This is a genomic window from Micromonospora sp. R77 (genome assembly GCF_022747945.1).
Lineage (GTDB): Bacteria > Actinomycetota > Actinomycetes > Mycobacteriales > Micromonosporaceae > Micromonospora.
Map to the genome: position 1 here is coordinate 5,658,019 of NZ_JALDST010000001.1, position 25,342 is coordinate 5,683,360.

Consider the following 25,342-nt stretch of genomic DNA (forward strand, 5'->3'; position numbering starts at 1 on the left):
GGGGCGGAGGGCGGGGGCGTCCGGCGATTCCGGCGGCCGGGACGGCGGTCGCCGTCGTACGGTGTGAGGCGTGGCGACCACGGCTGTCGAGGAGATCCGGGTGGGGGAGCGGCTGGTCCGCGTCTCCAGCCCCGACAAGCCGTACTTTCCGGAGCTGGGCCTGACCAAGCTGGACGTGGTCCGCTACTTCCTCGCCGTCGGCGACGGCATCCTGCGCGCGCTGCGGGACCGGCCGACCATGCTGGAACGCTGGCCGCGCGGCGTCTTCGAAGGCGCGAAGATCGGCACCCGGCAGGACAACCGGGGGGACGCGTTCTATCAGAAGCGGCTGCCGGCCGGCGCGCCCGACTGGGTACGCACCGCGCACCTGACCTTCCCCAGTGGTCGGACCGCCGACGAGGTGGCCCCGAGCGAGCTGGCGGTGGTGGCCTGGGCGGTCAACCTCGGCACGCTGCGCTTCCACCCGTGGCCGGTGTCGAAGGCCGACGTCGACCGTCCGGACCAGCTCCGGATCGACCTCGACCCGATGCCGGGGGTGGAGTTCGCCCAGGTGGTGCCGGTGGCGCACGAGGTGCGCGCGTTCCTCGACGAGCTGGGCCTGGTCGGTTACCCGAAGACGACCGGCGGCCGGGGACTGCACGTCTATCTCTCCATCGAGCCGCGTTGGAGCTTCGGGGAGTGCCGGCGGGCGGTGCTGGCGCTGGGCCGCGAGATGGAGCGCCGACTGCCGGAGCTGGTCACCACCACCTGGTGGCGGGAGCAGCGGGACCGGCCGGTCTTCGTCGACTACAACCAGATGGCCCGCGACCACACCATGACCTCGGCGTACTCGATCCGGCCCACCCCCCGCGCGCTGGTCTCCGCGCCGCTGACCTGGGCGGAGCTGGACGACGCGCGGCCGGAGGACTTCGACGTGGTGCGCATGCCGGCCCGGTTCGCCGAGCACGGCGACCCGCACGCCGGCCTGGACGAGCGCCGCTTCTCCCTGGAGCCGCTGCTGGAGTTGGCCGACCGTGAGGGTCTGGAGGCTCCGCCGGAGCGGTGACCCGCGGATCAAGGTCGCGGTCGCGGAGTTCGTGCGCGGTCCCGGGGCCCGGTCGCGGCTGCCGCGCTGCGTCGGTGGCTGCAGAGCAAAGGGGAGCCGGCCTCGGTCCGGTCGCCGGCGCGAACGTCACACCCGGTGAGGGGTGCGCGCGGCCGGCGGCAGGCCTACTCCCAGGGGCTCAGCGTGCCGTCGAACTCCTCGAAGACCAGCCAACTGCGGGTGGAGAGCACCCCGGCGATGCCCTGGACCCGGTCCAGCACCACGTCCCGCAGGGTGGCGTTGTCGGGCGCCCGGACCAGGGCCAGCACGTCGTGCTCGCCGCTGAGCAGCGCCACGTGCTCGACGTAGCGCACCCGGGCCAGCTCCGCCGACACCTCCCGCCAGGTGTTCTGCTGGATCGTCAACGCGATGTACGCCGACGTGCCCAGCCCGGCCTGCTCCGGGGCGACCTGGGCCCGGAAGCCGGTGAGCACCCCGTCCCGCAGCAGCCGCTCCACCCGGGCGTAGGCGTTGGTCCGCGACACGTGCACCCGTTCGGCGAGCGTACGGATGGAGAGCCGGCCGTCCCGGACCAGTTCGTCGAGGATCCGCCGGTCCACCTCGTCCAGGGGCCCGGCCGAACGTCCCGTGCCGTCCGCCGGGCCCGGTGTGGTGCCGGTCTCCTGGCTCATGGAGCCCCCTATCGGATGCCATTCGTCCCACGTTCATCGTGGATCTTGAGTCAATCATCCAACAGCAGGAGCATAGGGCCACCACACGTCCAGGAGGTCCCCGCCGTGACGACCACACCCCAGGCGGTCCGCAGGGCATCCCCGCGTACCCGCCGGCCGGCCATCCCGGCCGCCCCCGACCCGACGGCCGGCCTGCTGCCGACGACCGAGCCGATCCGACTGCTCGACCCCGACGGCACGCCGCTGCCGGCCCGGGACGACTACCCGGAGCCGCCCGCCGAGGCGCTGCGCGAGATGTACCGGCGGATGGTCGTCGGCCGCCGCTTCGACGTCCAGGCCACCGCGCTGACCAAGCAGGGCCGGCTCGCCGTCTACCCGTCCTCCCGGGGCCAGGAGGCCTGCCAGGTCGGCGGCGTGCTCGCCGTCCGGGACACCGACTGGGTCTTCCCCACCTACCGCGAGTCGATGGCGCTGACCGCCCGGGGCATCGACCCGGTCGAGGTGCTCACCCTGCTGCGCGGCGACTGGCACTGCGGCTACGACCCGACCCGGGTGCACACCGCACCGCAGTGCACCCCGCTGGCGACCCAGTGCGTGCACGCCGCCGGACTCGCCTACGGCGAGTACCACCAGGGCCGGGACACCGTCGCGCTGGCCTTCATCGGTGACGGCGCCACTAGCGAGGGCGACTTCCACGAGGGGCTGAACTTCGCCGCCGTGTTCAAGGCCCCCGTCGTCTACTTCGTGCAGAACAACAGGTACGCGATCAGCGTCCCGCTGTCCCGGCAGACCGCCGCGCCGAGCCTGGCGTACAAGGGCGTCGGCTACGGCGTACCCAGCGAGCAGGTCGACGGCAACGACCCGGTCGCCGTCCTGGCGGTGCTCATCCGGGCCGTCGCGCACGCCCGTGCCGGCAAGGGACCGTACCTGGTGGAGGCGCACACCTACCGGATGGAGGCGCACACCAACGCCGACGACCAGACCCGCTACCGGGACGCCGAGGAGGTCGAGGCGTGGCGCGACCGCGACCCGATCGCCCGGCTGGAGACGTACCTGCGGGCCCGGGGCGAGCTGGACGACGCCACCGTCGCGGCCGTCGCCGAGGAGGCCGAGGCGTACGCGGCCGACCTGCGTGAGCGGATGAACGCCCAGCCCACGGTCGACCCGCTCAGCCTCTTCGACCACGTGTACGCCGAGCCGACCCCGCAGCTGGTCGAGCAGCGCGAACAGGTCCGGGCCGAGCTGGCCGCCGGGCACGACGAGGAGGGGGACGCCTGATGGCCACCATGACCATGGCGAAGGCGCTCAACGCCGCGCTCGCCGACGCGATGCTCGACGACGACCGGGTGCTCGTCTTCGGCGAGGACGTCGGGCAGCTCGGCGGCGTCTTCCGGATCACCGACGGCCTCCAGGCCCGCTTCGGTGACAAGCGCTGCTTCGACACCCCGCTCGCCGAGGCCGGCATCGTCGGCTTCGCCGTCGGACTGGCCATGTCCGGGCTGCGCCCGGTGGTGGAGATGCAGTTCGACGCGTTCGCGTACCCGGCGTTCGAGCAGATCGCCTCGCACGTGGCGAAGCTGCGCAACCGCACCCGCGGCGCGCTCGGCGTGCCGATGGTCATCCGGGTGCCCTACGCCGGCGGCATCGGCGGGGTCGAGCACCACTGCGACTCGTCCGAGGCGTACTACGCGCACACCCCGGGGCTGAAGGTGGTCACCCCGGCGACCGTCGAGGACGCGTACTCGCTGCTGCGGGAGGCGATCGACGATCCCGACCCGGTCGTCTTCATGGAGCCGAAGAAGCTCTACTTCGCCAGCGCCGAGGCGGAGCTGCCGGCGCGGACCGCGCCGTTCGGGCGGGCCGTCGTGCGCCGGGCCGGCACCGACGCCACCCTGGTCGCGTACGGGCCGGCGGTGCCGGTCGCGCTGGAGGCCGCCGAGGCCGCCCGCGAGGAGGGCTGGGACCTGGAGGTGGTGGACGTCCGGACCATCGTGCCGTTCGACGACGCCACCATCGCCTCGTCGGTCCGCAAGACCGGCCGGTGTGTGGTGATCTCCGAGGCGCAGGGCTTCGCCGGGGTCGGCGCGGAGATCGCCGCCCGGGTGCAGGAACGCTGCTTCCACGCGCTGCACGCCCCGGTGCTGCGGGTCTCCGGCCTCGACATCCCCTACCCGGCGCCGATGCTGGAGCACACCCACCTGCCGTCGGTGGACCGGGTGCTGGACACCGTGGCCCGGCTCCAGTGGGACGACCAGCCCGACACCCGGTGGGTGGCGGCATGAGGGAGCGTAGCGAGCGAATCATCAGGCACAGCCGGCTGACGGCTCGTGCCGGTGCCGACCGAAGGGAGGGATCGGCATGACGGCCACGACGGGCACCCGGGACTTCCTCCTGCCCGACCTGGGGGAGGGGCTGAGCGAGGCGGAGATCGTCGAGTGGCGGGTCGCCGTCGGCGACGTGGTCACCGTGGACCAGTCGGTCGTCGAGGTGGAGACCGCCAAGGCGGTCGTCGACGTGCCCTGCCCGTACGCCGGCCGGGTCGTCGCGCTGCACGGCGCGGCCGGTGAGGTACGCCCGGTCGGCCAGCCGCTGATCACCATCGCGCCGCTGGACGGCGCCGGCTCCGACGACGCGGAGCCCGCCGGGCACGCCACCTACCGCGAGGAGGAGCGGGCCGGCTCCGGCAACGTCCTCATCGGGTACGGCACCGGCCATGGCGGCTCCGGCCGGCAGCGCCGCCGGCCGCGCCTGGCCGTGGCCCGGAACCCACCGGCAGCGGGCGGACCCGGCGGACCCCGGAATCGGTCAGCCGGCCGGGCCGTCCCGACCGGGCCCGGCCGCCGCGCCGGCTCCGGCCGCCGCGCCGGCTCCGGCCGCCGCGCCGGCTCCGGCCGCCGCGCCGGCTCCGGCCGCCGCGCCGGCTCCGGCCGCCGCGCCGGCTCCGGCCGCCGCGCCGGCTCCGTCCGACGGGTCGGACCGGGGCGGGGCGGTCGACGGCGGCTCCGCCGGCCGGTCGGCTCCGCTGGTCATCTCGCCGATCGTCCGGCGGCTGGCGAAGGAACACGGCGTCGACCTCGCCGCGCTGCGCGGTACCGGACCCGGTGGCGTGATCCGCCGGGCCGACGTGGAGGCCGCCCGGGCCACGCCCGCGCTCGCCGCCGTGCCCGACACCCCGACCGCGCACGTCGGGCTCGCCGCCGACGGTGACGTCGTCATCCCGCTCACCGGCATCCGCAAGGCCATCGCCGACAAGCTCTCCCGCAGCCGCCGGGAGATCCCCGAGGTGACCATCTGGGTCGACGTGGACGCCACCGGGCTGCTGGCGACCCGGTCCGCGATCAACGCGGCCACCCCGGACGCCCCGGTGAGCATCCTCGCCCTGCTGGCCCGGATCTGCCTCAGCGGGCTCCGGAAGTATCCGCAGCTCAACGCGCGGGTCGACAGCGAGGGGCAGCGGATCGTCCAGTCCGCCGGTGTGCACCTGGGCATCGCCGCGCAGACCGACCGGGGTCTGGTCGTCCCGGTGCTGCGCGACGCCCAGCGGCTCACCACCCGGGAGTTGGCCGCGGCGCTGGCCGAGACGACCGCCGCCGCGCGGGCCGGCACCCTGCCCCCGGCGCGGCTGACCGGCGGCACCTTCACGCTCAACAACTACGGCGTGTTCGGGGTGGACGGCTCCACGCCGATCATCAACCACCCCGAGGCGGCGCTGCTCGGGGTGGGGCGGATCGTCGACAAGCCGTGGGTGGTGGACGGGCAGCTCGCCGTCCGCAAGGTCACCCAGCTCAGCCTCACCTTCGACCACCGGGTCTGCGACGGTGGCGTGGCCGGCGGCTTCCTGCGCCACGTCGCCGACTGCGTCGAGCAGCCCGCGCTGCTGGTGGCGAACGTCTGACCGGGCGGCCCGGCCCGACCCGGGGCCGGGCCGCGCCGTTTCTCCCTCGGGGGACCGGGAATGCCAGCCGGGCCGTCGAGGGGAGGTGCCGGATGGTCTACCCCCAGCTGCCCAGCGCCGGGCTGCGCGCGGAGCCCGTCGCCGGGGCCCCGCTGCTCTGCAACGCCCGCGACCACGGGTTGACCGGCGACGGGACCACCAACGACCAGCCCGCCTTCGCCGCGCTGGTGGACCGGCTCGGTGACGCGTACGCGGCCGACGGGCGGGCCCGGGTGATCTACTGCCCGCCCGGGGTCTATTCGATCCGGGACGCCGGCACCGTGTGGCGGACCGGGGTCTCCCTGGTCGGGGCGGGTCCCGGGGCCACCCGGTTCCTGCTGAGCAACGCCGGCAACCGGACCGACCCGACCCCGCTGGCCTTCTACACCGAGGCGCTGCACGGCGCCGGCCCCGACCGGTACCTGGAGTACTGCACCTTCGCCGACTTCGAGATCGACGGTTCCGGGGTCGCCTCGGTGGACTACAACCCGCTCGCCAAGGGGCTGGGCCTGCAGTACGTGGTGCGGGGCGTGTTCCGCAATCTCTACATCCACCACACCGCCGCCACCGGACTGGGCTGCGACTTCCTCCAGGACACCCTGATCGACGGGGTGCTGGTGGCCGGCTGCGGACGGGTCGACAACGGCACCGAGCTGGGCGGGGCCGGGATCGGCGTCGGGATCGGCGGGTGGGGCAGCGTCGAGCGGCTCAACGTGGTCAACTGCTCGGCCGTCGGCAACGCCACCAACGGCATCTTCTTCGAACTGCAGACCGAGGGTGCCCTGCGACCGCGCGGCATCCGGGTGATCGGCTGCCACGCCCAGGGCAACCGGTTCGGCATCTCCGACTGGGGCGCCAACGGGCTGATCGTCTCCGCCTGCACGATGACCGGCAACCTGGAGGCCGGCTTCCACGTCTCGGCCAAGGGCACCACCCGTACGGCCGGCCGGGGCGGCCTGCTCACCGACTGCGTCATCGACGGCAACGTGCGCGACGGCGTCAGCATCGGCAACACCCCCGGCCCGTACACCATCCGGGGCAACCGGATCAGCGGCAACGGCCGGTACGGCTACCACCAGCGCAGCCTCGGCGGCGACGAGACGGAGACCGCCCGGGAGATCGTCCTGGACGGCAACGACCTCTACGGCAACAGCCTGGACGCGATCCGGATCGACCGCCCGATCGCCGACGCCATGCTGATCGGCAACCGGATCCGGGGCAACGGCCGGCAGTGCGCGCCGGCCGTCTCGGGCGGCGGCGAGTCGGTGCGGTACGGCGAGCGGCGGGTGGTCGACCGGCGGGCGAACTGGCGTCACGACGAGCACCGGGGCAAGGTGCTCCGGGTCGGGGACCGGATCGCGGTGGTCGCGGCGAACGACTCGAGCGAGCTGACCCTGGCGCCGGTCCGGCCCGGCGCGGTCACCGCGTGGAGCGGCGACGTCCCCACCCCGGGCACGCCGTACCAGCTGCCGGACGCGCCCCGTACCCGGGCCGGCATCACCATCGACGCCCCGATCGACTCGGCCAGCATCCGGGGCAACCGGGCCTGGGACAGTCAGGACCCACCCACCCAGACCCACGGTCTCTGGATCACCGGGCGGGGCAGTTGCGTGGACTGCCGGATCGAGGACAACGACCTGGCTGGCAACGCGGACGCCGCGACCCGCCTGGACACCCCGCCGATCGGTGGTCGGTGGGACCGCAACCACGGCGACTGAACCGGGCGTCCGGTGCCGGTCCGGCCCGCCGGGCGCACCGGGTGGCAGCCGTGACGCCCGGCCCGTCCGGCCCGAGCAAATGCCATTCCTGTACGTCCCGACCGGAAACGCACCGGCCCCGTCCGGCCAATTTTTCCGAATAAGCCACGACCTCTGTCCCGCCCGACAGAATGTGAACCAACGGGGAGTTGAAATGGGGTGCGCAATATGGATCTGAGGCGGCGATTGACGCTATTGGCGGTAACCATCGCAGCCACACCATTGGCCCTCGGCGGGTGCACCGCCGACCAGAAGTCCGGCGCGGCGACGTCGGGCCACGCGAAGGCGGCCGCGGCCCCCTCGGTCGCCCTGACGCCGACCGACCGGTCCCGCGACGTGCCGATCAGCGCGGAGGTGGGGACCCGGGTGACGGGCGGGAAGGTGACCGCCGTCCGGCTCACCGACGACAAGGGCGCGGCGGTGCCGGCGGCGCCCCGCGAGGACGGGTCCGGCTGGGTGCCGACCCGCCCGTTGCAGAACTCGCGGACGTACACGGCGGAGGTGACCGTCACCGGCGATTCCGGGCGGACCAGCACGCAGAAGACGACGTTCACCACGATGGCGAAATCCACCAAACCGGCCGTCACGAGCGTGCTGTATTTCACCGACAATCAGACGTTCGGTACGGCGATGCCGGTGACCGTCGCGTTCGACCCGGCAATTCCGAAAGAGGCCAGGGCCGACGTGCAACGCCGATTGTTCGTGAAGACGGATCCGCCGCAGCCGGGTGCCTGGTCGTGGCTGGAGGACGGCAGCCAGGTCTACTACCGGGCCCCCGACTTCTGGAAGCCGGGCACGAAGATCAGCGTGCGGGCCGGCCTGGAGGGGCTGCCGATCGGCAAGGACGCCGTCGGTGACGCCGACCGGACGGCCGTGTCGAAGATCGGCCGGCAGGTCAGCATCGACATCGACAACGCGACCAAGCAGATGTCGGTCTTCCGGGACGGCAAGCTGCTCAAGCGGATCCCGGTCAGCCTCGGCAAGCCGAGCACGCCGAGTTCCAGCGGCAAGATGGTGATCATGGAGAAGTTCGACCGGACCACCTTCGACACCCGGAACGACCCGAACGGTGGCTACGTGGTCGACGTGGACGACGCCCAGCGGCTCACCTGGGGTGGCGAGTTCATCCACTCGGCGCCGTGGTCCGAGGGGGAGCAGGGTTACACCAACACGTCGCACGGCTGCGCCAACGTCTCCGCCACGGCGGCGGACTGGCTGATGGGCATCACCAAGGTCGGCGACCTGGTGACGGTCAAGGGCACCGAGGTGCCGCTGACGCCGGGCAACGGCTGGACCGCCTGGAACACCAGCTGGGACGAGTTCGTCAAGGGCAGCGCGCTGCCCGTCCCGGCGGGGCTCCGGCCCACGCAGAGCGCCACGCCGCACCCCGGCGCGGTGGCCGGCGGGTCCTCGCCCGCACCGGCCCCGTCCGCCAGCGGCGGCTGACGGTACCTGGGGAGGAACGAGCGACCGGCCCGCCACCTGGCGGGCCGGTCGCGCTCAGCCGAGGCCCACCCGGGCCACCCCGGTCGCGGTGAGACTGCCCAACCAGAGCTGGTCACCGTGCTGCCGGACCCCGGTGATCATCGAGTACGCGCCACCCGGCCCGTGCAGCGTGCGCAGCACCCGCCCGTCGCCGTCGACCAGCGCGACCAGCCCGTACCGGCGGGGCTGCGGCTGCACCGCGTCGGGCAGCAGGGCCACCAGCTGCCGGACCCGGGGGTGCGGCAGGAGCTTCTCCACGATCGGCAGCCGCGGGCTCGGCAGCGCGATCCAGTACGTCCCGTCGCCCACCGCCGCCACGTTGTCCGGGTAGGCCGGCAGGTCCGCCAGCACGGTCGCCTCGCCGTCGGGCAGCCCGACCCGCAGCAGCCGGTGGGTGGCCGTCTCCACCAGCATCAGCGCGGACTCGTCCGGGGTCAGCGCCACCCCGTTGGGGAAGTAGAGCCCGCTCACCACCACCTCGGTCCGGCCGCTGCGCCGGTCGTACGCCAGCACCCGGCCGTTGGGCCGGTGCTCCAGCAGGTCCCGCTTCCAGTGCGACAGCGGGAACCGGTCGGAGGAGTCGGTGAAGTAGACCGTGCCGTCCCGGGCCACGGCGGCGTTGTCCGCGAAGTGCACCGGCGGGGCGCTGCCGGTCAGCTCCCGCACCGCCCCGTCCGGGGTGACCCGCAGCAACCCCCGGTACGCGTCGCACACCACCAGCGTGCCGTCGACCGGGTCCAGCTCGATGCCGAGCGGCCGGCCGCCGGTCTCGGCGAGCAGGGTGGACGGGGAGCCCGCCGGGGCGTCCGCCGGCCACCACCACAGCCGGCCGTCCTCGTCGCCGCTGTAGACCCGGCCGTCCGGGGCGACGAGCACGTCCTCGGGACCGTGCGCCCCGTCGGGCAGTGGCAGCACGTCGACCCGGTCGAGCCGGACGTCGGCGGGCGCCCACGGCCCGTCCAGCGGTGGCGGCACGGTGGCGGGCTCGCGGACCGGGCGGATGAGGCGGGGCGGACGTTGCCGGGGGACGACCATCCGCTCATTCTTCCCCCGGCGCGTCCCGGCGGGCACCACCCGGTGGCGTGTCGGCTGCCGACCCCGGTGCCGGTCCCGGCACGGACCGGACACCGCCGGCAGCGGGTGCTGATCGTGGGGAGAGCCCGGGTCGCGGACCGCGTCCGGAGGCGAACCCCGAGGTCGTCGGGGTCGGACCCGGGACCTTCCCGGATCCCCCGCCGGATCAGGCGGAACTGTCGGTGCCGGCGGATAGGTTCGTCGGCATGGGACAGCACAGCGACCGGTTTCGGGTGGAGATCACCGTCGGCGACCACGTGGTGGACGTCCGGGCGATCGGTGAGGTGGACATCGCCACGGTCGGTTCGTTGCGCGCCGCGCTCTGGGCGGCCCCGGCGCGGCCCACGCTGCGGCTGGACCTGTCCGGCGTCCGGGTGCTCTCCGCGGCCGGGGTGCGCGCGCTGGTGGCGGCGCACCTGCGGGTCCGCGCCCGGGGCGGCGAGCTGGTCCTGGTCGACCCCGATCCGGTGGTGGACCGGGTGCTGCGCGTCACCGGCCTGCACCGGGTGCTGCCCGTGCGGCAGAGCGCGTCGGCGGGTGCGGCCACCCTGGTGGCGGCCTGACCCGGCACGCCGCAGGGCCGCCGGCGACCGCCGACGGCCCTGCGCGGTTCGGTGCCGGTCAGCGGACGCCGAGCAGGTCCACGACGAAGACCAGCGTCTCGTTCGGCTTGATCACGCCGCCGGCGCCCCGGCTGCCGTAGCCCAGGTGCGGCGGGATGGTGAGCCGACGCCGACCGCCGACCTTCATGCCGACCACGCCCTGGTCCCAGCCGGCGATGACCTGGCCGCCGCCGAGCGGGAACTCGAAGCTCTCGCCCCGGTTCCACGACGCGTCGAACTCGCGGCCGGTCGAGTGGGCCACCCCGACGTAGTGCACGCTGGCCAGTTGGCCCGGCTGGGCCTCGGGGCCCGCGCCGACGGTGATGTCCTCGATGACGAGGTCGGCGGGGGGTGCGCCCTCGATCGGGCCTACCTCGGGCTTGTCCATGCGGAGGTCTCCTAGCTCGGTCGGTGATGGATCCGTTCCCCGTCGATCCTGCCCGATAGCGGTCGACCTATCCGCGTCAGTCCCCACCGGTCGAGGCGGCGGGGACGGTGGGCGTACGCAGCGGCGGGCGTCACCCGAGGTGACGCCCGCCGGTGGGTGGTGCCTGATGGCGTTACTTCAGCCAGGTGAGCCGCTGGACGAGGGGGAGCTTCGCCCAGGTCCGGCCGAGGCCGAGGGTGTTGCCCGCGCCGACCAGGGCCAGTGCGGCCAGCAGACCCGCGTAGATCAGGTGGTCGTCCATGAAGGGGTTGTTCTCGGGGGGCAGCACGGCCGTCCACATCATGACCAGCAGCAGCCCGCCGGCGACCGCGGCGACCCGGAGGCCGATGCCCAGGATCAGGGCGGTGCCGATGGCCAGGAGGCCGATCATGAACAGCCAGTCCGCCCAGGCCGCTCCGGCGATGCCGTTGTAGAAGCCCTTGAACGGGCCGGCGGCGCCGAAGGCGAGGAAGCCCTTGGTGGGGCTGCCCCCGTTGATCCAGGCGTTCTTCGCGGCGGTCTCGTGGCCGAGGCCGAACATCTTGTCCAGGAAGGCCCAGAGGAACGTCCAGCCCAGCGCGATCCGGAGTCCGGCGAAGACGTACCGGGTGGCCTTCTGGCCGGTGGTCTCGACGTCGCGGGTGACGCCGGCCGCCGGAGTGATGGTGTTGGCGGTGATCCGCTCGACTGTGGCGGTCATGGTGTCCACGTCCCTTCCTGTCCTCGCACCGCGCTTTCCGGTGGCACATTCATTCCACCTCCGCGGCGGTGTCGCGGACAGGGCCGACCGGGCCGTCGGGGACCGGGACCTTCGACCTCTTCCGGCCCGGTCCGGACGGCCTTCCCGGGCCTGCCGACCGGCTCTGACCGACGGTGCCTGCCCGGTCCTACGGTCGCGGTGGGGAACACCCGACGAGGAGGCCGTGATGAGGACGTGGCAGGTGGGCGACGTGATGACCAGGGACGTCGCGACGGTGGGGGAGGAGACCCCGTACCGCCGGATCGTCGACGTGCTGATCCGGCGGGGCATCAGCGCCGTGCCGGTGATCGACGGCTTCCGCCGGGTGCTGGGGGTGGTGTCCGAGGCGGATCTGCTGCACAAGATCGAGCGGGCCGGCCACCCGGACGAGCGGCGGGTGTTCGAGGGGCGGCGTCGGCGTACCGCGCGGGAGAAGGCGGACGCGCTGCTGGCCCGGGACCTGATGACCGCGCCGGCGGTCACCACCTTCCCGGAGGCGTCACTCCCGGCGGCGGCCCGGATGATGGACCGCGAGGACGTCAAGCGGCTGCCGGTGCTGGACGATCTCGGCCGGCTGGTCGGCATCGTCACCCGCAGCGACCTGCTCCGGGTGCACCTGCGCACCGACGCGGAGATCCGTGAGGACGTGGTGCAGGAGGTGCTGCGCCGGGTGCTCGCCGTCCGGGACGGCCTGGTCACCGTCCAGGTCCGCGACGGCGCGGTCACCCTGGACGGCCGGCTCGACCGGCGGACCGCCGTCGAGCTGGCCGGAAAGCTCGCCGCGCAGGTCAGCGGCGTGGTCGAGGTGCACAGCACCATCGGGTACGACGTGGATGACACCACCCTGGTCGAGCTGGACCCGGGCCGGGTCACCCCGGTCGCCTGACCGTCCCGGTCGACGGCCCCGCCGCGCACCCGCCCGGCGGGGCCCGCCGCTGCCTCTGCCGCCGCCCCGCCGGTCCCGCTGGATCTCACCCGGCCGTCGTTTTCCCCGCCGTCGGTCTCGCCGTGCCGGCCGGATCGGGTCCCGGGCGTCACCGGGTCCCGGGCAGCGTCGAGGGGCGGTCCCCGGTTCTTTCCGGGTGGCCGCCCCTCGGCGCTGTCGTCAGGCGCGCAGCACCGGCTCGTGCCCGACGGTGGTGGCCGGGGCGGGCACCGGGATCACCACCACCGGGCAGCTCGCCTTGCGCACGCACTCCTCGCTCACCGAGCCGAGCACGGTGTGCCGCAGCCGGTTGTGCCCGTGGCTGCCGAGCACCAGCAGGTCTGCCGTCCGGGCTGCGGCGGTGAGCACGTCCGCCGCCGGGCCCTCGGCGATCTCGCCGGCCACCGAGCAGCCCGGTCCCTTGCGCAGCACCACCCCGCGGATCTCGTCGTCGAGCAGCGTCCGGGCGCGCTGCTGCTCGTCGACGGGGCCGGTCGCCTGGGTCATCGGGCCGACCTCGATCCGGTCCCACCGCCAGGCCACCACGACCTGGACCGCGCCGCCCCGGGCCACCGCCTCGTCGACCGCCCAGTCCAGCGCCCGCCGGCCGCCGTCGGAGCCGTCCACACCCACCACGATCAGTCGATTGGTCTCCATCGCCGCTCTCCTCTCCTCCTTCCCGTAGTCCACCGCCACCGGGGTGCGGGAGGGCAGGCGCGAAGGGCCCGCCACGGCCGGGTCGTAAGCCCTGTCCCGTGGGACTCAGCGTGCGGCGGCGAGCTGGGCGGCCAGCAGGGCGGGGGCGTCGGCGAGGCTGGGGCCGTACCAGGTGAGGTGGCGGCCGGAGACCAGGGCGTACGGCACGCCCGGGAAGGACTCCGGCCCGTCGTCGGCGGTGAACCGGTACGGCTCGTCCGGCAGCACCACCAGCTCCGGGTCGCGGGCGCGCAGCTCGTCCAGGGTGGGGCGGGGATAGCGCTCGGCGTCGTCGCCGTACGCGTTGACCACGCCGAGCCGGCGGAGCACGTCGCCGGCGAAGGTGTTCCCGCCGAGCACCACCCAGGGGCGGCGCCACACCGGCACCATCGCGCGTCGGGGCGCCGCCGGCCGGGGCGGGTCGGCCCAGGCCCGGCGGGCCGCCACCAGCCACTCGGGTTCGGCGCGCACCCCGAGCGCGGTCACCAGGTCGCCCAGCTCGTCCAGCGCCCCCGGCACCGTACGCGGGAAGGTGACCCGGACCGGCACCCCGGCCGCGACCAGCGCGTCGGCGTCGGCGCGGCGGTTCTCCTCCTCGTTGAGCAGCACCAGGTCGGGCCGGAGGGCGAGCACCCGGTCGAGGTCCGGGTACTTGCTGCCGCCCACCCGGGCGACGTCCAGCCCTTCCGGATGGGTGCACCAGTCGGTCGCCCCGACCAGCACCTCCGGCCGGGTCGACGCGACCGCCTCGGTCAGCGACGGCACCAGCGACACCACCCGCACGGCGTACCCCCTCGGTCTCGACCCCGGCCGATCATGCCCGATCGGGCCGTGGCGGACGGGCCCGGTGCGGTCTCTTGCCAGTCTTATACAACGTTGTAATACTCGGCTCGTCCCCTGACGAGGAGGCCTCATGAGACCCCACCCCGCCCTGGCCGCCGACCATCCCACCTCCGCAGTCGAGGACGAGACGCCCGTCGAGGCCCTCGGCGACCTCTACCGCGACGGCATCACCGCCTGCCGGGGCGCCTTCGACGTCGACTGGGTGGAGCAGGTTGCCGAGGACGTCGACGCCGCCTTCCAGGAGGCCCGCTCCCGGCCCGACGGCGCGGTCGGGCGCGGCCCGCAGCGCTGGTACGTGGAGATCCACCCCGAACAACTGCGCGGCTTCGTCGACCTGGTCACCCATCCGTGGGTGGTGTCGGTGTGCCGGGCGGTCCTCGGCCCGGACTACGAGATCGTCGAGCTCGGCTTCGACATCCCCTTCCCCGGCGCGGCCGCGCAGCCGTGGCACCGCGACTTCCCGATGCCGGAGCAGACCCGCCGGGAGCGCCGCCTGACCTCGCTGGCGTTCAACCTGACCACGGTGGACACCGTCGAGGAGATGGGTCCGTTCGAGATCGCCCCGGGCACCCAGTGGGACGACGGCCGCGACTTCGACCACGAGATGTTCCCGCCGAAGGACCGCTACCCCCGTTACCAGGCCCGGGCCGTGAAGAAGTACCCGCGTCGCGGCGACATCTCGGCGCGCTCGGCGCTGACCGTCCACCGGGGCACCCCGAACGTCTCCACCCTGGCCCGACCGGTGCTGGTCCTCGGTGTCGACGCGCCCGGTGCCGGCAACGCCGCCCACCACGACATGGCGGTGACCCGGGGCTACCGGGAGCGCCTGCCGGAGCTGGTCCGGGACCACCTGCGGTGCCCGGTGGTCGACACCCTCGTGCCGATCACGCAGAAGCACACCATCGAGGGGCTGGTGATGGGCGCGGAGTGATCAGCGCGCCCCGACCGGGGTCGCACTGCTCTCCGGGGCGAGGGTGGCCACCGGGACACCCTCCTGCGCCGCCCACTGGACCGCGTGCCGCACCTCGGCCACCGGCAGCGGTCGGCGGGTCGTCACGGTGACCGCCGCGTGCACCCGGTAGCTGACGAACGGGTACGACTGCGCCAACCCGGCCAACGCGGCGTGCACCCGGCCCGCCACCTCCAGCGCCTCCGGCTCGGTCAGCGCCGGCAGGTTGAGCAGGTATTCGTCCTCGGCCAGGCGTACCGCGCGGTCGACCGGGCGCAGCACGCCCGTGATCGCCCCGAGCACCGCCTGGGTCTCCCGGGCGACGCTGCGCCGGCCGAACCGCTCCGCCCCGCCGCCCGGCTCGCCGACGCGGACGCCCACCAGGGCCACCGGGAGGGTGCCCGAGGCGGTCACCGCGCCGGTCCACCGGCCCAGGGCCGGCTCGTCCAGCAGCCCGTCGGCCGGCTCCGCCGCGGGCGCGCCTGGCGGTCCGCCCGCTCGGCGCGGTCGGCCATCAGCCGGATCGCCGCCTCGGCCCGCGACTCTCCGGGGTGGACGGGAGGTCCCGGACCCGGGCGATCACCTCGTCCAGCGTCGCGTGCGCGGCCGGGGGCAGCCGGTCGGCGAGGTGCCCCCGCAGCCGGAGCACCTCGTGCAGTGCCTCGTCCCGGCGGAAACCCCACCGCCCGTCGAAGAGCCGCCCAGCCTCCAGGGTCACCGCGGGCGCGACCTCACCCCGGTCGTACGCCACCAGCGCCGCGCCGAAGCGCGGGGTCAGCGCGATGACGCTCCACTCCCGGGCCAGCTCCTCCGCCTCGTCCAGGACGACCCCGTACGACCCGGCGGGCAGCTCCGGCGGCGTGGGGCCGACCACCCCCACCACGGTCGCGGCGGCCCGGCCCACGATCCGTTCGTAGACCGCGCGTTCCCGGGCGAAGTACGGCATCCGCTGGAAGAGGGCGAGCACCACCAGCGGGCCGTCCTCGGCGGTGGCCAGGGCCGCCCGTTCGATCGCGTGGGAGACGGCGACGAGGCTGCGTTTGGTGAACCGTTCCGGAGTCCGTCCGCTGTGCACCGGTCGAGCCTAGAGGGCCCGCCACTCGGACGCACCGGTCCCCGGGCGGAGGCGGGTGTCCCGCCGGTGACAGCCGTCCGGCCGGACCGGCGAGCGTCACCGGCCGCACCGGCGACGCGGCGGTGATGATCGGCGTCCTAGACTCGGGCCGGTCGACCGACGGATGGATCTGGCGAAGATGACGAGCACCGGCAGCACGGACGTCTCCTGGCTGCGTCCGGTCACGGCCGGGGGCGCGCCGCTGCTGCACCGGCGTGGCCAGGCCGTGTACGCCGCCCGCCGGCTCGGGGACCTGGTGCAGGGGCGCCCGCCGGGCATCACCGGCAACCAGTGGAGCACCGCGCTGCGGCAGGGCTTCGACCAGGTGGTCTGCGCCGCCGACAGCGGCCGGCCGGCCTTCGCCGTCGAGTTCGCCGCGCCGACCGTCGCCGGTTCCGCCCAGCAGCGTGCCGACCGGATGACCAGCGTCGTCTGCGCGGCCGTCGGCCTGCCGGTGCTGCGGGTCGAGTCGTCGGCGCTGCGCGCGGGCGAACACGGTCGACGCCTCGTCGAGTACGTCATCGACGCGCGCGACTACGCGGGCGGGCACGGCCCGGACGGCGACGAGTCGGTCGGTTTCCGGGACATCGTCGGCCGGCTGCCCGACGGGCGCAGCGGCCCGGTCAACGACCTCGGTGCGCTGGCCCGGGCCGCCGCCGTCGAGGCGTACGTGGAGCGGCGGCTGGCCGACCCGATCGTCCGGGGCCTGCACGTGCGCTGGGCGGGCGGGCCGGCCGAGGGCTGGAGCTGGGTCGAGGTGCGGCCCGGACGGTGCCTGGTGGAGCGGGTGCGGCTGCGGGAGCAGGGCTTCTCCTGCGGCGTCGATCCCGCCCGCCTGGCCGAGGATTTGGCCGCGGTGGCGGTCGGCGAGCGGCTGCGCGACCTCGACGCCACGCCGGCCCTGGTGGACCGCGACCAACTCCGGCACGACATCCGGCTGCTCGCGGCGCGTGGCGACGAACTGGAGCGGGGCTTCGGTTTCGCGCACCTCTGCGCCGACTGAGCGGGCCGCGCGTACTCCTTCTCGAATTGCCCCGGTCCGGGGTTGAACCATCGTCGGCGCGGTTCCGTACCTAAGCGGGAATGGACGAGATCTTCCCAGCCGCGCCCGCAGGCGCGGGCGACGGTGCGGAAAGGGCATCGCCGACCATCGACGTGCAACCGGAACGTCGCAGTGATCCCCACCCGGAGAATTCCGTCGGTCCGTCGGGTCACCAGTCAACTACCGGATCGAGAAGGAGAGCAATTCGATGCGCAGGTCCACACGGGCGCGCCGGTCATCCGGTAACGCGCGGAGCAAGCGACTGCTGGCCGTTGTCGGCACGCTCGCCGTCTTCGGCGGAATCGTCGCCGTGACCCAGATCTCGTCGGCTCAGGACCGGCGGACGTACACCCGTACCGCCTCGGCGTCGTGCCTGCCCGCCAGCCCCGGCGCGACGTCACCGAGCGGGCGGGGCAGCACCACCCGGACCTGGCAGAACGGCCGCTGGGTGCGCAACCACTGGGGTGACGGCCAGATGTCGGTCGCCGAGTGCCAGGTGGTCAAGGCGGGCGGCGGCGCGGCGGCCGGCGCACCCACCGTGGCCTGCCCCGACGTGAAGGGCAAGCTGCCGCAGATCCCGGACCGGGCCCGCGCCGAGGTGGACCGCAACCTGGCCCTGCTGGACACCCAGATCGCCGAGGCGAACCGGCGGCTCGCCGCCGACGGCAGCCGCAACGGACAGGACTTCATCAACAACGCCATCCTGCGGCCGCTGGCCGACAAGCGGACCGCGACCCTGAACCGGATCGCGACCGCGATCGGCCGGGTGGCCCAGCGGCCGCAGGGCCTCGACCAGTTCGCCGAGTGCGCCCTCGCCGACGCCGGCCAGAACGCCGGCGGGAACAACAACGGTGGCCAGAACGGCGGTCAGAACAACGGTGGTGGTCAGAACGGTGGTGGCCAGAACAACGGTGGTGGCCAGAACGGCGGCAACAACAACGGCGGGAACAACAACGGCAACGGGTTGGGCGTGCTCGCCAAGGACTGCGGCAACAGCAAGCTCCAGCCGCACGACGGTTTCCAGGCCGGTAACCGTTGCGTGAGCACCGCTTTCGGCGAGGTCGGCGCGGCGGCGAACAACCCCTCGCTGCTGATCACGCAGTTCCCCAACCAGGTGGGCCGGAACCAGCCGTTCAACCTGCGGGTGACTACCCGGAACCTGGTCCGGGACCGGTTCCTCGCGGCCGGCCAGGGCGGCTACTACCTGGAGAGCTCCCTGCTCAACGACCAGGGTCTGGTGCGGGGGCACTTCCACACCGCGTGCCGGATGCTGGGCAGCACCCGCCAGCCCCCGAACCCGCAGGACGTACCGGCGTTCTTCGTCGCCACCGAGGACGGCCGGGGCGGTGCCCAGCCGGACGACGTGACCATCCAGATCCCCGGCCTGCCGGAGTCCGGGGTCGCGCAGTGCGCGGTCTGGGCCGGTGACGGCTCCCACCGCATCCCGATGATGGAACGGGCCAACCAGACCCCCGCCTTCGACGTGGTGCGGATCCGGGTCAACTGACCCGCGGACAGACGACGGCCGGAGCCGCCCGGGGACTCACCCCGGGTGGCTCCGGCCGTGTCGCGTCCGGCCCGGCGTGGGACGGCTGCCCGGTGGGTGTCGCGCCGCCCGCCACCCGGTGCGGCGGAAATGCTGAACGGTGGAAAAACGGACCGGGGCCCCACTGATTTCTCAGCGTGACCCCGGTGTGTCCGATGGTGATGCCGACCGCCTCAGCGGTTCTTGTACGCCTCCACCACGGAGACCGGGATGCGGCCCCGCTCGGAAATCTCGTACCCGTTCTTGGCGGCCCATTCGCGGATGGCCCGGTTCTGCTCGCGGTCCATTCCCGGGGAGGCCGGGCGTCCGGGCCGGCGGGTCGCCCGGGCCGCGTCCACCGGCCCGCGGCCGATCCGCCTGCCAGCGCTGATGTACGGGTCCAGGGCCTTGCGCAGCACACCCGCGTTCTCGTCGGAGACGTCGATGGTGTACGCCACGCCGTCCAGACTGAACTCGACGGTCCGATCGGCCTTTCCGCCGTCGAGGTCGTCGGTCAGGACGGTGATTACTTTCCTTGCCATCGCCATTACTCCCTGTGTCAGGCGGGGTGTGACCAAGAGTTTGACGTATACCTCGACCGAATCGCAAGAATACCGGCCGTTTGCCATTCGGCGGGTCGGCTTAATCGGCGTCGTGGAATCGTCGTCGCGCGCGGCGGGCAGGCGGGAGCGGGGGAGCCCGGGCGGTGCCCGCCTGTGTCCTGGGTCACAGGCAGGAACAAGGGGCGGGCGCTGGAACTTGAGCCTGACACGCTCAACTCAACCCGATAGCAGGTGTTCGATGGCAACTCTTCCGGTACTTCCGCTGACCGACGCCGTCCTGCTGCCCGGCATGGTCATCCCGGTGACCCTCGACCCGACCACCCAGGCCGCCGTCGACGCGGCCCGCGCCACCGGCGACAAGAAGCTCCTCGCCGTGCCCCGCATCGACGGCGAGTACGGCTCCGTCGGCACGGTCGCCACCATCGAGAAGGTGGGCCGGCTGCCCGACGGCGAGCCCGCCGCCGTGGTGCGCGGCCTGTCCCGGGCCCGGATCGGCTCCGGCGTCCCCGGACCCGGCGCCGCCCTCTGGGTCGAGGCGACCGAACTCGACGAACCCGCCCCGGCCGGGAAGGCCCGGGACCTCGCCCGCGAGTACCGCGCCCTGATGACCTCGGTCCTCCAGCAGCGCGGTGCCTGGCAGGTCATCGACGCCATGGAGCGGATGGCCGACCTCTCCGAGCTGGCCGACGCGGCCGGCTACGCGCCGTGGCTCAGCCTGGCGCAGAAGACCGAACTGCTCACCGCTGCGGACGTCACCGCCCGGCTGGAACTCCTCGTCGGCTGGGTGCGGGACCACCTCGCCGAGCAGGAGGTCACCGAGCGGATCAACACCGACGTCCGCGAGGGACTGGAGAAGTCCCAACGGGAGTTCCTGCTCCGCCAGCAGCTCGCCGCCATCCGCAAGGAACTCGGCGAGGACGAGCCGGACGGCTCCGCCGACTACCGCAGCCGGGTGGAGAGCGCCGACCTGCCGGAGAAGGTCCGCGAGGCGGCCCTGCGGGAGGTCGGCAAGCTGGAACGGGCCAGCGACGCCTCCCCGGAGGCCGGGTGGATCCGGACCTGGCTCGACACGGTGCTGGAGATGCCGTGGAGCACGCGTACCGAGGACAACACGGACCTCGGCGCGGCCCGCGCGGTGCTCGACGCCGACCACGCCGGCCTGGCCGACGTGAAGGACCGCATCCTGGAATACCTCGCGGTGCGCAACCGGCGGGCCGAGCGCAACCTCGGCGTGGTCGGTGGCCGTGGCTCCGGGGCGGTGCTCGCCCTCGCCGGCCCGCCCGGCGTCGGCAAGACCAGCCTCGGCGAGTCCGTCGCGCGGGCGCTGGGCCGCAACTTCGTCCGGGTCTCCCTCGGCGGCGTCCGGGACGAGGCCGAGATCCGCGGCCACCGGCGCACCTACGTCGGCGCGCTGCCCGGACGGATCGTCCGCGCCCTGCGCGAGGCCGGCTCGATGAACCCGGTCGTGCTCCTCGACGAGGTGGACAAGCTGGCCGTCGGCTATGCCGGCGACCCGGCCGCCGCCCTGCTGGAGGTGCTCGACCCGGCGCAGAACCACACCTTCCGGGACCACTACCTGGAGGTCGACCTCGACCTGTCCGACGTGCTCTTCCTGGCCACCGCCAACGTGGTGGAGACCATCCCCGGCCCGCTGCTGGACCGGATGGAACTGGTCACCCTGGACGGCTACACCGAGGACGAGAAGGTCGCGATCGCCCGCGACCACCTGCTGCCCCGGCAGCGGGAGCGGGCCGGGCTGACCGCCGACGAGGTCACCGTCGCCGACACGGCCCTCGCCCGGATCGCGGGGGAGTACACCCGGGAGGCCGGCGTCCGGCAGCTCGAACGCGGACTGGCGAAGATCCTGCGCAAGGTCGCCGTCGAGCTGGCCACCGACCCCGTCCCGGTCCGCGTCGACACCGACAACCTGGCCCGCTACCTGGGCCGGCCGAAGTTCACCCCGGAGTCGGCCGAGCGGACGGCGGTGCCCGGCGTGGCCACCGGCCTGGCGGTCACCGGCGCCGGCGGCGACGTGCTCTTCATCGAGGCGACCAGCATGGAGGGCGAACCGGGACTGACCCTCACCGGCCAGCTCGGCGACGTGATGAAGGAGTCCGCGCACATCGCGCTGTCGTACCTGCGCTCGAACGGGCGGCGGCTCGGGCTGGACCCGAACGCCCTCGCCGGACGGCGGATCCACCTGCACGTCCCGGCGGGCGCGGTGCCCAAGGACGGCCCCAGCGCCGGGATCACCATGGTCACCGCCCTCGCCTCGCTGGTGACCGGCCGGCCGGTCCGCCCGGAGTTCGGGATGACCGGCGAGGTGACCCTGTCGGGTCGGGTGCTGCCGATCGGCGGGGTGAAGCAGAAGTTGCTCGCCGCCCACCGGGCCGGCCTCACCGAGGTGATCATCCCGGCCCGCAACGAGCCGGACCTGGACGACCTGCCCACCGAGGTGCGCGAGGCACTGACCGTCCACACTCTCGCCGACGTCGCGGACGTGCTCGCCCTGGCGTTGCGCCCGGTCGACGCCGACGCGGAGTCGCTGGGCGGGCAGCCGCTGGCCGCCGCCTGAGCGGCGGCTGACCGCCCGGCCGAGCCGGCGCATGGAGGGGGCGGACCGGAGCCACGGTCCGCCCCCTCCATGCTGTCGTGAATCGTTTCCGCAATTCTTCGTAGCACCCGGAGGGCAGCGGAGAAAAACGAGTCCCACTCGCGGAAGGTGGGTCTGGTTGCAATTAGCGGAAATGACGACGGCTCACCCTGGCTGTCCCTCGACAGGCGTCCTAAGCTGCCCTTATTCGGCCACGCCGCTGCGATCAGCTCGGTGCGACGTCAGGTCGGAGACACTTTCAGAAAAGGGGCACGACGTGTTCACCAGACCATCTCCCGGAATTGACAACCGCACTGCCCTCCGACGGCTGGCCCGCGCTGTCGGCGTGCTGACCGGCGTCGCCCTGACCGCCGTGCTGGCGCTGGCCGCCCCGGCGTCGGCGAACCCCGGTGGCCAACCCGGCAAGGCGTACACCTTCGTCCTGCCGGCCGGTCCGCAGGCCACCGCCACCCAGGCCCGTCTCCTGGCGGTGGCCCCGATGATCTCACCGGCCCCCCGGCAGACACGGCACGTGGCCGCCGGGAAGCCGGCGACGTGCGCCAGCGGGAACCTCTGCACCTTCGTGTGGGACCCGACGACCAACAGCTGGAAGATCTTCGACCTCTTCACCTGCGCCCGGTACTCCCTGTCCAACTGGCTGGGCGACGGCTTCTACACCAACGCCCAGACCGGCGGGGTCACCGTCACCTTCTACGGTCAGGGCGGCAACGTCCTGAACTCCTTCACCGGCACCGGGACCGGTTCGCAGGACTGGGACCCGGTCTGGTCCATCCGCAACTGCAGCTGAGCGGCGACCGCCGCGAGCGGGCCGGCCGGGGACGCCCAGCGCCCCGGCCGGCCCGGCCACATCCACGGCCCGCCGACTACCGCCGGTCGCGTCGGTCGAAGCGGCGCTCGCCGCCGGCCTCGACGTCCCGGTCCCGGCGTACGGTCGCCTTGCGGCCCTTGATGGTGCTGCCCCGCAGCCCCTGGATCACCTCGTCGGCGACGCCGACCGGCACCTCCACCAGGGAGAACCGGTCCGCGATCTCGATCGAGCCGATGTCCCGGCCGTTGATCCCGGTCTCCCCGGTGATCGCGCCGACCAGGTCCTGCGGGCGGACCCCGGCCCGCCGGCCCAACCCGATGAACACCTGGGTGGTGTTGCCGCCCGCCCGGGGCCGCCCGCCGCCGCGGCGGTCGCCGCCACGGGTGTCGCCGCCGGGCCGGGTCTCCCGCTGCGGGCGGACCGCGACCTGCGGGATCTCCTCCTCCTGCTCGTCGGCGGAGCCCGGCAGCGCGGCCTCGTGGGCCAGCTTCACCGCGGCGAGCGCCACCTCCATCATGTCGAACTCGTCCGACAGCGACTCCACGATCACCCGGAACGGGTCGAGGTCGTCCTCCAGCAGGCTCTCCCGCAGTGCGGCCTGGGTCAGCTCCAGCCGGCGGGTCCGCAGGTCGGCCACCGTCGGGATCTTGTCGATCGCGATCCGCTGCCCGGTGACCCGCTCGATGGTCTTGAGCATCCGGTGCTCGCGCGGCTCGGCGAGGGTGATCGCCACACCCTCCCGGCCGGCCCGACCGACGCGGCCGATCCGGTGCACGTACGACTCGGGCGCCGACGGCACGTCGTAGTTCACCACGTGGGTGAGCTGCTCGACGTCCAGGCCACGGGCCGCCACGTCGGTGGCCACCAGCAGGTCGGCGGTGCCCGAGCGCAGCCGGCCCATCACCCGGTCCCGCTGTTCCTGGCTCATCCCGCCGTGCAGCGCCTCGGCCCGGTAGCCCCGGCCGTTCATCGTCTCGGTGAGCCGGTCCACCTCCTCGCGGCTGCGGCAGAACACGATCGCCGCGGTGGGGGACTCCACGTCCAGCACCCGGCCCAGCGCCGCCGGCTTGTGCGCCCGCGCCACGATGTACGCGCTCTGCCGTACCCGGGGCGCCTCACCGGCCACCGTTTGCTCGCGCTCGATCTGGATGCGCTGCGGGTCGGTCAGGTGCTTGCGGGCCAGTCCGTCGATCCGGGACGGCATGGTCGCCGAGAAGAGCACCGTCTGCCGCTGCTGCGGGGCGTGCTCCAGGATAGCCTCGATGTCCTCGGCGAAGCCCATGTCGAGCATCTCGTCCGCCTCGTCGAGCACCACCGTGGCCAGCGAGCCGAGCCGCAGGGTGCCCCGGGCGATGTGGTCCAGCGCGCGGCCCGGGGTGGCCACCACCACGTCCACGCCCATGTCCAGGGCGCGCAGCTGCCGGCCGATCGGCTGACCGCCGTAGATGGGCAGCACCCGGGTGCCCAGGTCCTTGCCGTAGCGGTGGAACGCCTCGGAGACCTGCACCGCCAGCTCGCGGGTGGGCACCAGCACCAGCGACACCGGGTCGCCGCCGGTGCGGTGGTCCGGCATCCGCTGCAGCAGCGGCAGGGCGAACGCGGCGGTCTTGCCCGTACCGGTGGCCGCCTGCCCCAACAGGTCCCGGCCGGCCAGCAGCAGCGGGATCGCCTCCCGCTGGATCGGGGTCGGCTCCTCGTAGCCGAGGGCGGAGAGCGCGCCGAGCAACTCGGCGCGCAGCCCGAGATCGGCGAAGGCGGTCGCCTCGTCGAGGTCGGTGGCGGGGGTGGGGTCGGTCGGTGTTGGTGCGGAACTCATGCGGCAAGCTTTTCATCACCCCCGAGGGCCCGTCGCGGCGACCGGCACAACCGTCGGCCACGACACGCTCAGCCGACGATGGCGAGCCGGACATCCCGGTCGGCACGTCGCCCGATTTCCCCGCGCCGGGCCGCCCGCCCGTCGGGCGGCGACTAGCCTGGCGGCGTGCGTACGGTCGAACTGCTCTGCTCGCCATCGTTGGAGGAGACCGTACGCGGCACCTGGGTGCGGCTGGCCGACGCCGGGCTGCCCAGCCTGGCGCGCAACACGCACCCCACCAACCGGCCGCACCTGACCCTCGCGGCGGTCGACGAGTTCCCGCCCGGGGTGGAGGAACGCCTCGCCGACCTCTGTGACGCCGCGCTGCCCGTGCCGGCCCGCCTCGACCGGGTGGAGGTGCTCGACGGCAGCGCCCCGCTGGTCTGGCTGGTGCGTCCCGTACCGGAGCTGGTCGCCCTGCACGCCGCGGTCTGGGACGTGCTGGCCGACGCCCCGGGACAGCGGCCGTGGCACCTGCCGGGCCGGTGGGTGCCGCACCTGAGTCTGGCGCTGCGCTTCCGGAACGCGGACCGGCGCCGGGCCCGGGCGGTCGCCGGGCCCGGCCGGCCCAGCGGTGTCTTCACCGCCGCCCGCAGCTATGACGGTGCGCGCCGCACCGTGGACGCCCTGACCCGGCAGCGGGTCTGACCGGTGGGGGAGCGGGGCACCGACGG

General features: G+C 73.8%; 23 protein-coding genes and 1 pseudogene. 14 read left to right on the forward strand and 10 right to left on the reverse strand.

The window, feature by feature from the left end; translation table 11 throughout:
* Nucleotides 1-70 precede the first annotated feature (70 nt).
* Entirely contained in the window at nt 71-1,045 is a 975-nt protein-coding gene (locus MRQ36_RS26240; protein ID WP_242799398.1) for a DNA polymerase domain-containing protein, read from the forward strand.
* Between the two features lie 164 nt (nt 1,046-1,209).
* Here MRQ36_RS26240 and MRQ36_RS26245 read toward each other — a convergent pair whose 3' ends face one another.
* Entirely contained in the window at nt 1,210-1,716 is a 507-nt protein-coding gene (locus MRQ36_RS26245; RefSeq protein WP_242799399.1) for an Lrp/AsnC family transcriptional regulator, read from the reverse strand.
* Nucleotides 1,717-1,788: 72 nt separating this feature from the next.
* Between MRQ36_RS26245 and pdhA the strand changes: the two genes are divergently transcribed.
* From pdhA to MRQ36_RS26270, 5 genes and pseudogenes are all read left to right on the forward strand, one after another.
* Nucleotides 1,789-2,994 (forward strand): pyruvate dehydrogenase (acetyl-transferring) E1 component subunit alpha, encoded by a 1,206-nt coding sequence (pdhA, locus tag MRQ36_RS26250; RefSeq protein WP_242801401.1) that lies wholly within the window; start codon nt 1,789-1,791, stop codon nt 2,992-2,994.
* The gene (locus MRQ36_RS26255; RefSeq protein ID WP_242799400.1) at nt 2,994-3,998 is read left to right on the forward strand and encodes an alpha-ketoacid dehydrogenase subunit beta; all 1,005 of its coding nucleotides are present in this window, start codon (nt 2,994-2,996) and stop codon (nt 3,996-3,998) included. The genes pdhA and MRQ36_RS26255 overlap by 1 nt, the downstream gene beginning before the upstream one ends.
* A 76-nt stretch (nt 3,999-4,074) precedes the next feature.
* Nucleotides 4,075-5,611 (forward strand): annotated as a pseudogene (locus MRQ36_RS26260) (2-oxo acid dehydrogenase subunit E2).
* A 92-nt stretch (nt 5,612-5,703) separates the two neighbouring features.
* Nucleotides 5,704-7,368 (forward strand): right-handed parallel beta-helix repeat-containing protein, encoded by a 1,665-nt coding sequence (locus tag MRQ36_RS26265; RefSeq protein WP_242799401.1) that lies wholly within the window; start codon nt 5,704-5,706, stop codon nt 7,366-7,368.
* 207 nt (nt 7,369-7,575) lie between these two features.
* Nucleotides 7,576-8,853 carry an Ig-like domain-containing protein gene (locus tag MRQ36_RS26270; protein ID WP_242799402.1) on the forward strand — a complete coding sequence of 426 codons (1,278 nt, stop codon included), beginning with the start codon at nt 7,576-7,578 and terminating at the stop codon, nt 8,851-8,853.
* A gap of 54 nt (nt 8,854-8,907) precedes the next feature.
* On the opposite strand, the gene MRQ36_RS26275 is transcribed toward MRQ36_RS26270, so the two are convergent.
* The gene (locus MRQ36_RS26275) at nt 8,908-9,927 is read right to left on the reverse strand and encodes an SMP-30/gluconolactonase/LRE family protein (protein WP_242799403.1); all 1,020 of its coding nucleotides are present in this window, start codon (nt 9,925-9,927) and stop codon (nt 8,908-8,910) included.
* Nucleotides 9,928-10,172: 245 nt separating this feature from the next.
* Between MRQ36_RS26275 and MRQ36_RS26280 the strand changes: the two genes are divergently transcribed.
* Nucleotides 10,173-10,529: an STAS domain-containing protein gene (locus MRQ36_RS26280; protein ID WP_242799404.1), complete on the forward strand. Its 357-nt coding sequence runs from the start codon at nt 10,173-10,175 to the stop codon at nt 10,527-10,529.
* Between the two features lie 58 nt (nt 10,530-10,587).
* Here MRQ36_RS26280 and MRQ36_RS26285 read toward each other — a convergent pair whose 3' ends face one another.
* Nucleotides 10,588-10,956: an FKBP-type peptidyl-prolyl cis-trans isomerase gene (locus tag MRQ36_RS26285; RefSeq protein WP_242799405.1), complete on the reverse strand. Its 369-nt coding sequence runs from the start codon at nt 10,954-10,956 to the stop codon at nt 10,588-10,590.
* Between the two features lie 172 nt (nt 10,957-11,128).
* Nucleotides 11,129-11,704: a hypothetical protein gene (locus MRQ36_RS26290; RefSeq protein WP_374250764.1), complete on the reverse strand. Its 576-nt coding sequence runs from the start codon at nt 11,702-11,704 to the stop codon at nt 11,129-11,131.
* Between the two features lie 217 nt (nt 11,705-11,921).
* On the opposite strand from MRQ36_RS26290, the gene MRQ36_RS26295 reads away from it, so the two are divergent.
* Nucleotides 11,922-12,620 (forward strand): CBS domain-containing protein, encoded by a 699-nt coding sequence (locus tag MRQ36_RS26295; RefSeq protein ID WP_242799407.1) that lies wholly within the window; start codon nt 11,922-11,924, stop codon nt 12,618-12,620.
* Between the two features lie 219 nt (nt 12,621-12,839).
* Here the strand turns inward: MRQ36_RS26295 and MRQ36_RS26300 are convergent, their stop codons facing one another.
* The gene (locus MRQ36_RS26300; RefSeq protein ID WP_308194919.1) at nt 12,840-13,391 is read right to left on the reverse strand and encodes a universal stress protein; all 552 of its coding nucleotides are present in this window, start codon (nt 13,389-13,391) and stop codon (nt 12,840-12,842) included.
* Nucleotides 13,392-13,421: 30 nt separating this feature from the next.
* Nucleotides 13,422-14,138: a helical backbone metal receptor gene (locus MRQ36_RS26305; RefSeq protein WP_242799408.1), complete on the reverse strand. Its 717-nt coding sequence runs from the start codon at nt 14,136-14,138 to the stop codon at nt 13,422-13,424.
* Nucleotides 14,139-14,268: 130 nt separating this feature from the next.
* Here MRQ36_RS26305 and MRQ36_RS26310 point away from each other — a divergent pair, with 130 nt between their 5' ends.
* The gene (locus MRQ36_RS26310) at nt 14,269-15,129 is read left to right on the forward strand and encodes a phytanoyl-CoA dioxygenase family protein (protein WP_242799409.1); all 861 of its coding nucleotides are present in this window, start codon (nt 14,269-14,271) and stop codon (nt 15,127-15,129) included.
* On the opposite strand, the gene MRQ36_RS26315 is transcribed toward MRQ36_RS26310, so the two are convergent.
* Nucleotides 15,130-15,561 (reverse strand): hypothetical protein, encoded by a 432-nt coding sequence (locus MRQ36_RS26315; RefSeq protein WP_242799410.1) that lies wholly within the window; start codon nt 15,559-15,561, stop codon nt 15,130-15,132.
* A 100-nt stretch (nt 15,562-15,661) separates the two neighbouring features.
* Nucleotides 15,662-16,222 (reverse strand): DICT sensory domain-containing protein, encoded by a 561-nt coding sequence (locus MRQ36_RS26320; protein ID WP_242799411.1) that lies wholly within the window; start codon nt 16,220-16,222, stop codon nt 15,662-15,664.
* 178 nt (nt 16,223-16,400) lie between these two features.
* Between MRQ36_RS26320 and MRQ36_RS26325 the strand changes: the two genes are divergently transcribed.
* Together MRQ36_RS26325 and MRQ36_RS26330 are read left to right on the forward strand one after the other, a co-directional pair.
* The gene (locus MRQ36_RS26325; protein WP_242799412.1) at nt 16,401-17,264 is read left to right on the forward strand and encodes a DUF2726 domain-containing protein; all 864 of its coding nucleotides are present in this window, start codon (nt 16,401-16,403) and stop codon (nt 17,262-17,264) included.
* Nucleotides 17,265-17,511: 247 nt separating this feature from the next.
* Complete coding sequence (locus tag MRQ36_RS26330; RefSeq protein ID WP_242799413.1) at nt 17,512-18,810, forward strand: hypothetical protein; 1,299 nt, start codon at nt 17,512-17,514, stop codon at nt 18,808-18,810.
* 212 nt (nt 18,811-19,022) lie between these two features.
* Here MRQ36_RS26330 and MRQ36_RS26335 read toward each other — a convergent pair whose 3' ends face one another.
* Entirely contained in the window at nt 19,023-19,370 is a 348-nt protein-coding gene (locus tag MRQ36_RS26335; RefSeq protein ID WP_242799414.1) for an Lsr2 family protein, read from the reverse strand.
* Between the two features lie 259 nt (nt 19,371-19,629).
* Here MRQ36_RS26335 and lon point away from each other — a divergent pair, with 259 nt between their 5' ends.
* Both lon and MRQ36_RS26345 read left to right on the forward strand, forming a co-directional pair.
* The gene (lon, locus tag MRQ36_RS26340) at nt 19,630-21,966 is read left to right on the forward strand and encodes an endopeptidase La (RefSeq protein WP_242799415.1); all 2,337 of its coding nucleotides are present in this window, start codon (nt 19,630-19,632) and stop codon (nt 21,964-21,966) included.
* 364 nt (nt 21,967-22,330) lie between these two features.
* Nucleotides 22,331-22,792 carry a hypothetical protein gene (locus MRQ36_RS26345; protein ID WP_242799416.1) on the forward strand — a complete coding sequence of 154 codons (462 nt, stop codon included), beginning with the start codon at nt 22,331-22,333 and terminating at the stop codon, nt 22,790-22,792.
* Nucleotides 22,793-22,868: 76 nt separating this feature from the next.
* On the opposite strand, the gene MRQ36_RS26350 is transcribed toward MRQ36_RS26345, so the two are convergent.
* Nucleotides 22,869-24,629: a DEAD/DEAH box helicase gene (locus MRQ36_RS26350; protein WP_242799417.1), complete on the reverse strand. Its 1,761-nt coding sequence runs from the start codon at nt 24,627-24,629 to the stop codon at nt 22,869-22,871.
* Between the two features lie 165 nt (nt 24,630-24,794).
* Between MRQ36_RS26350 and MRQ36_RS26355 the strand changes: the two genes are divergently transcribed.
* Nucleotides 24,795-25,316: a 2'-5' RNA ligase family protein gene (locus MRQ36_RS26355; protein ID WP_242799418.1), complete on the forward strand. Its 522-nt coding sequence runs from the start codon at nt 24,795-24,797 to the stop codon at nt 25,314-25,316.
* Nucleotides 25,317-25,342 lie beyond the last annotated feature (26 nt).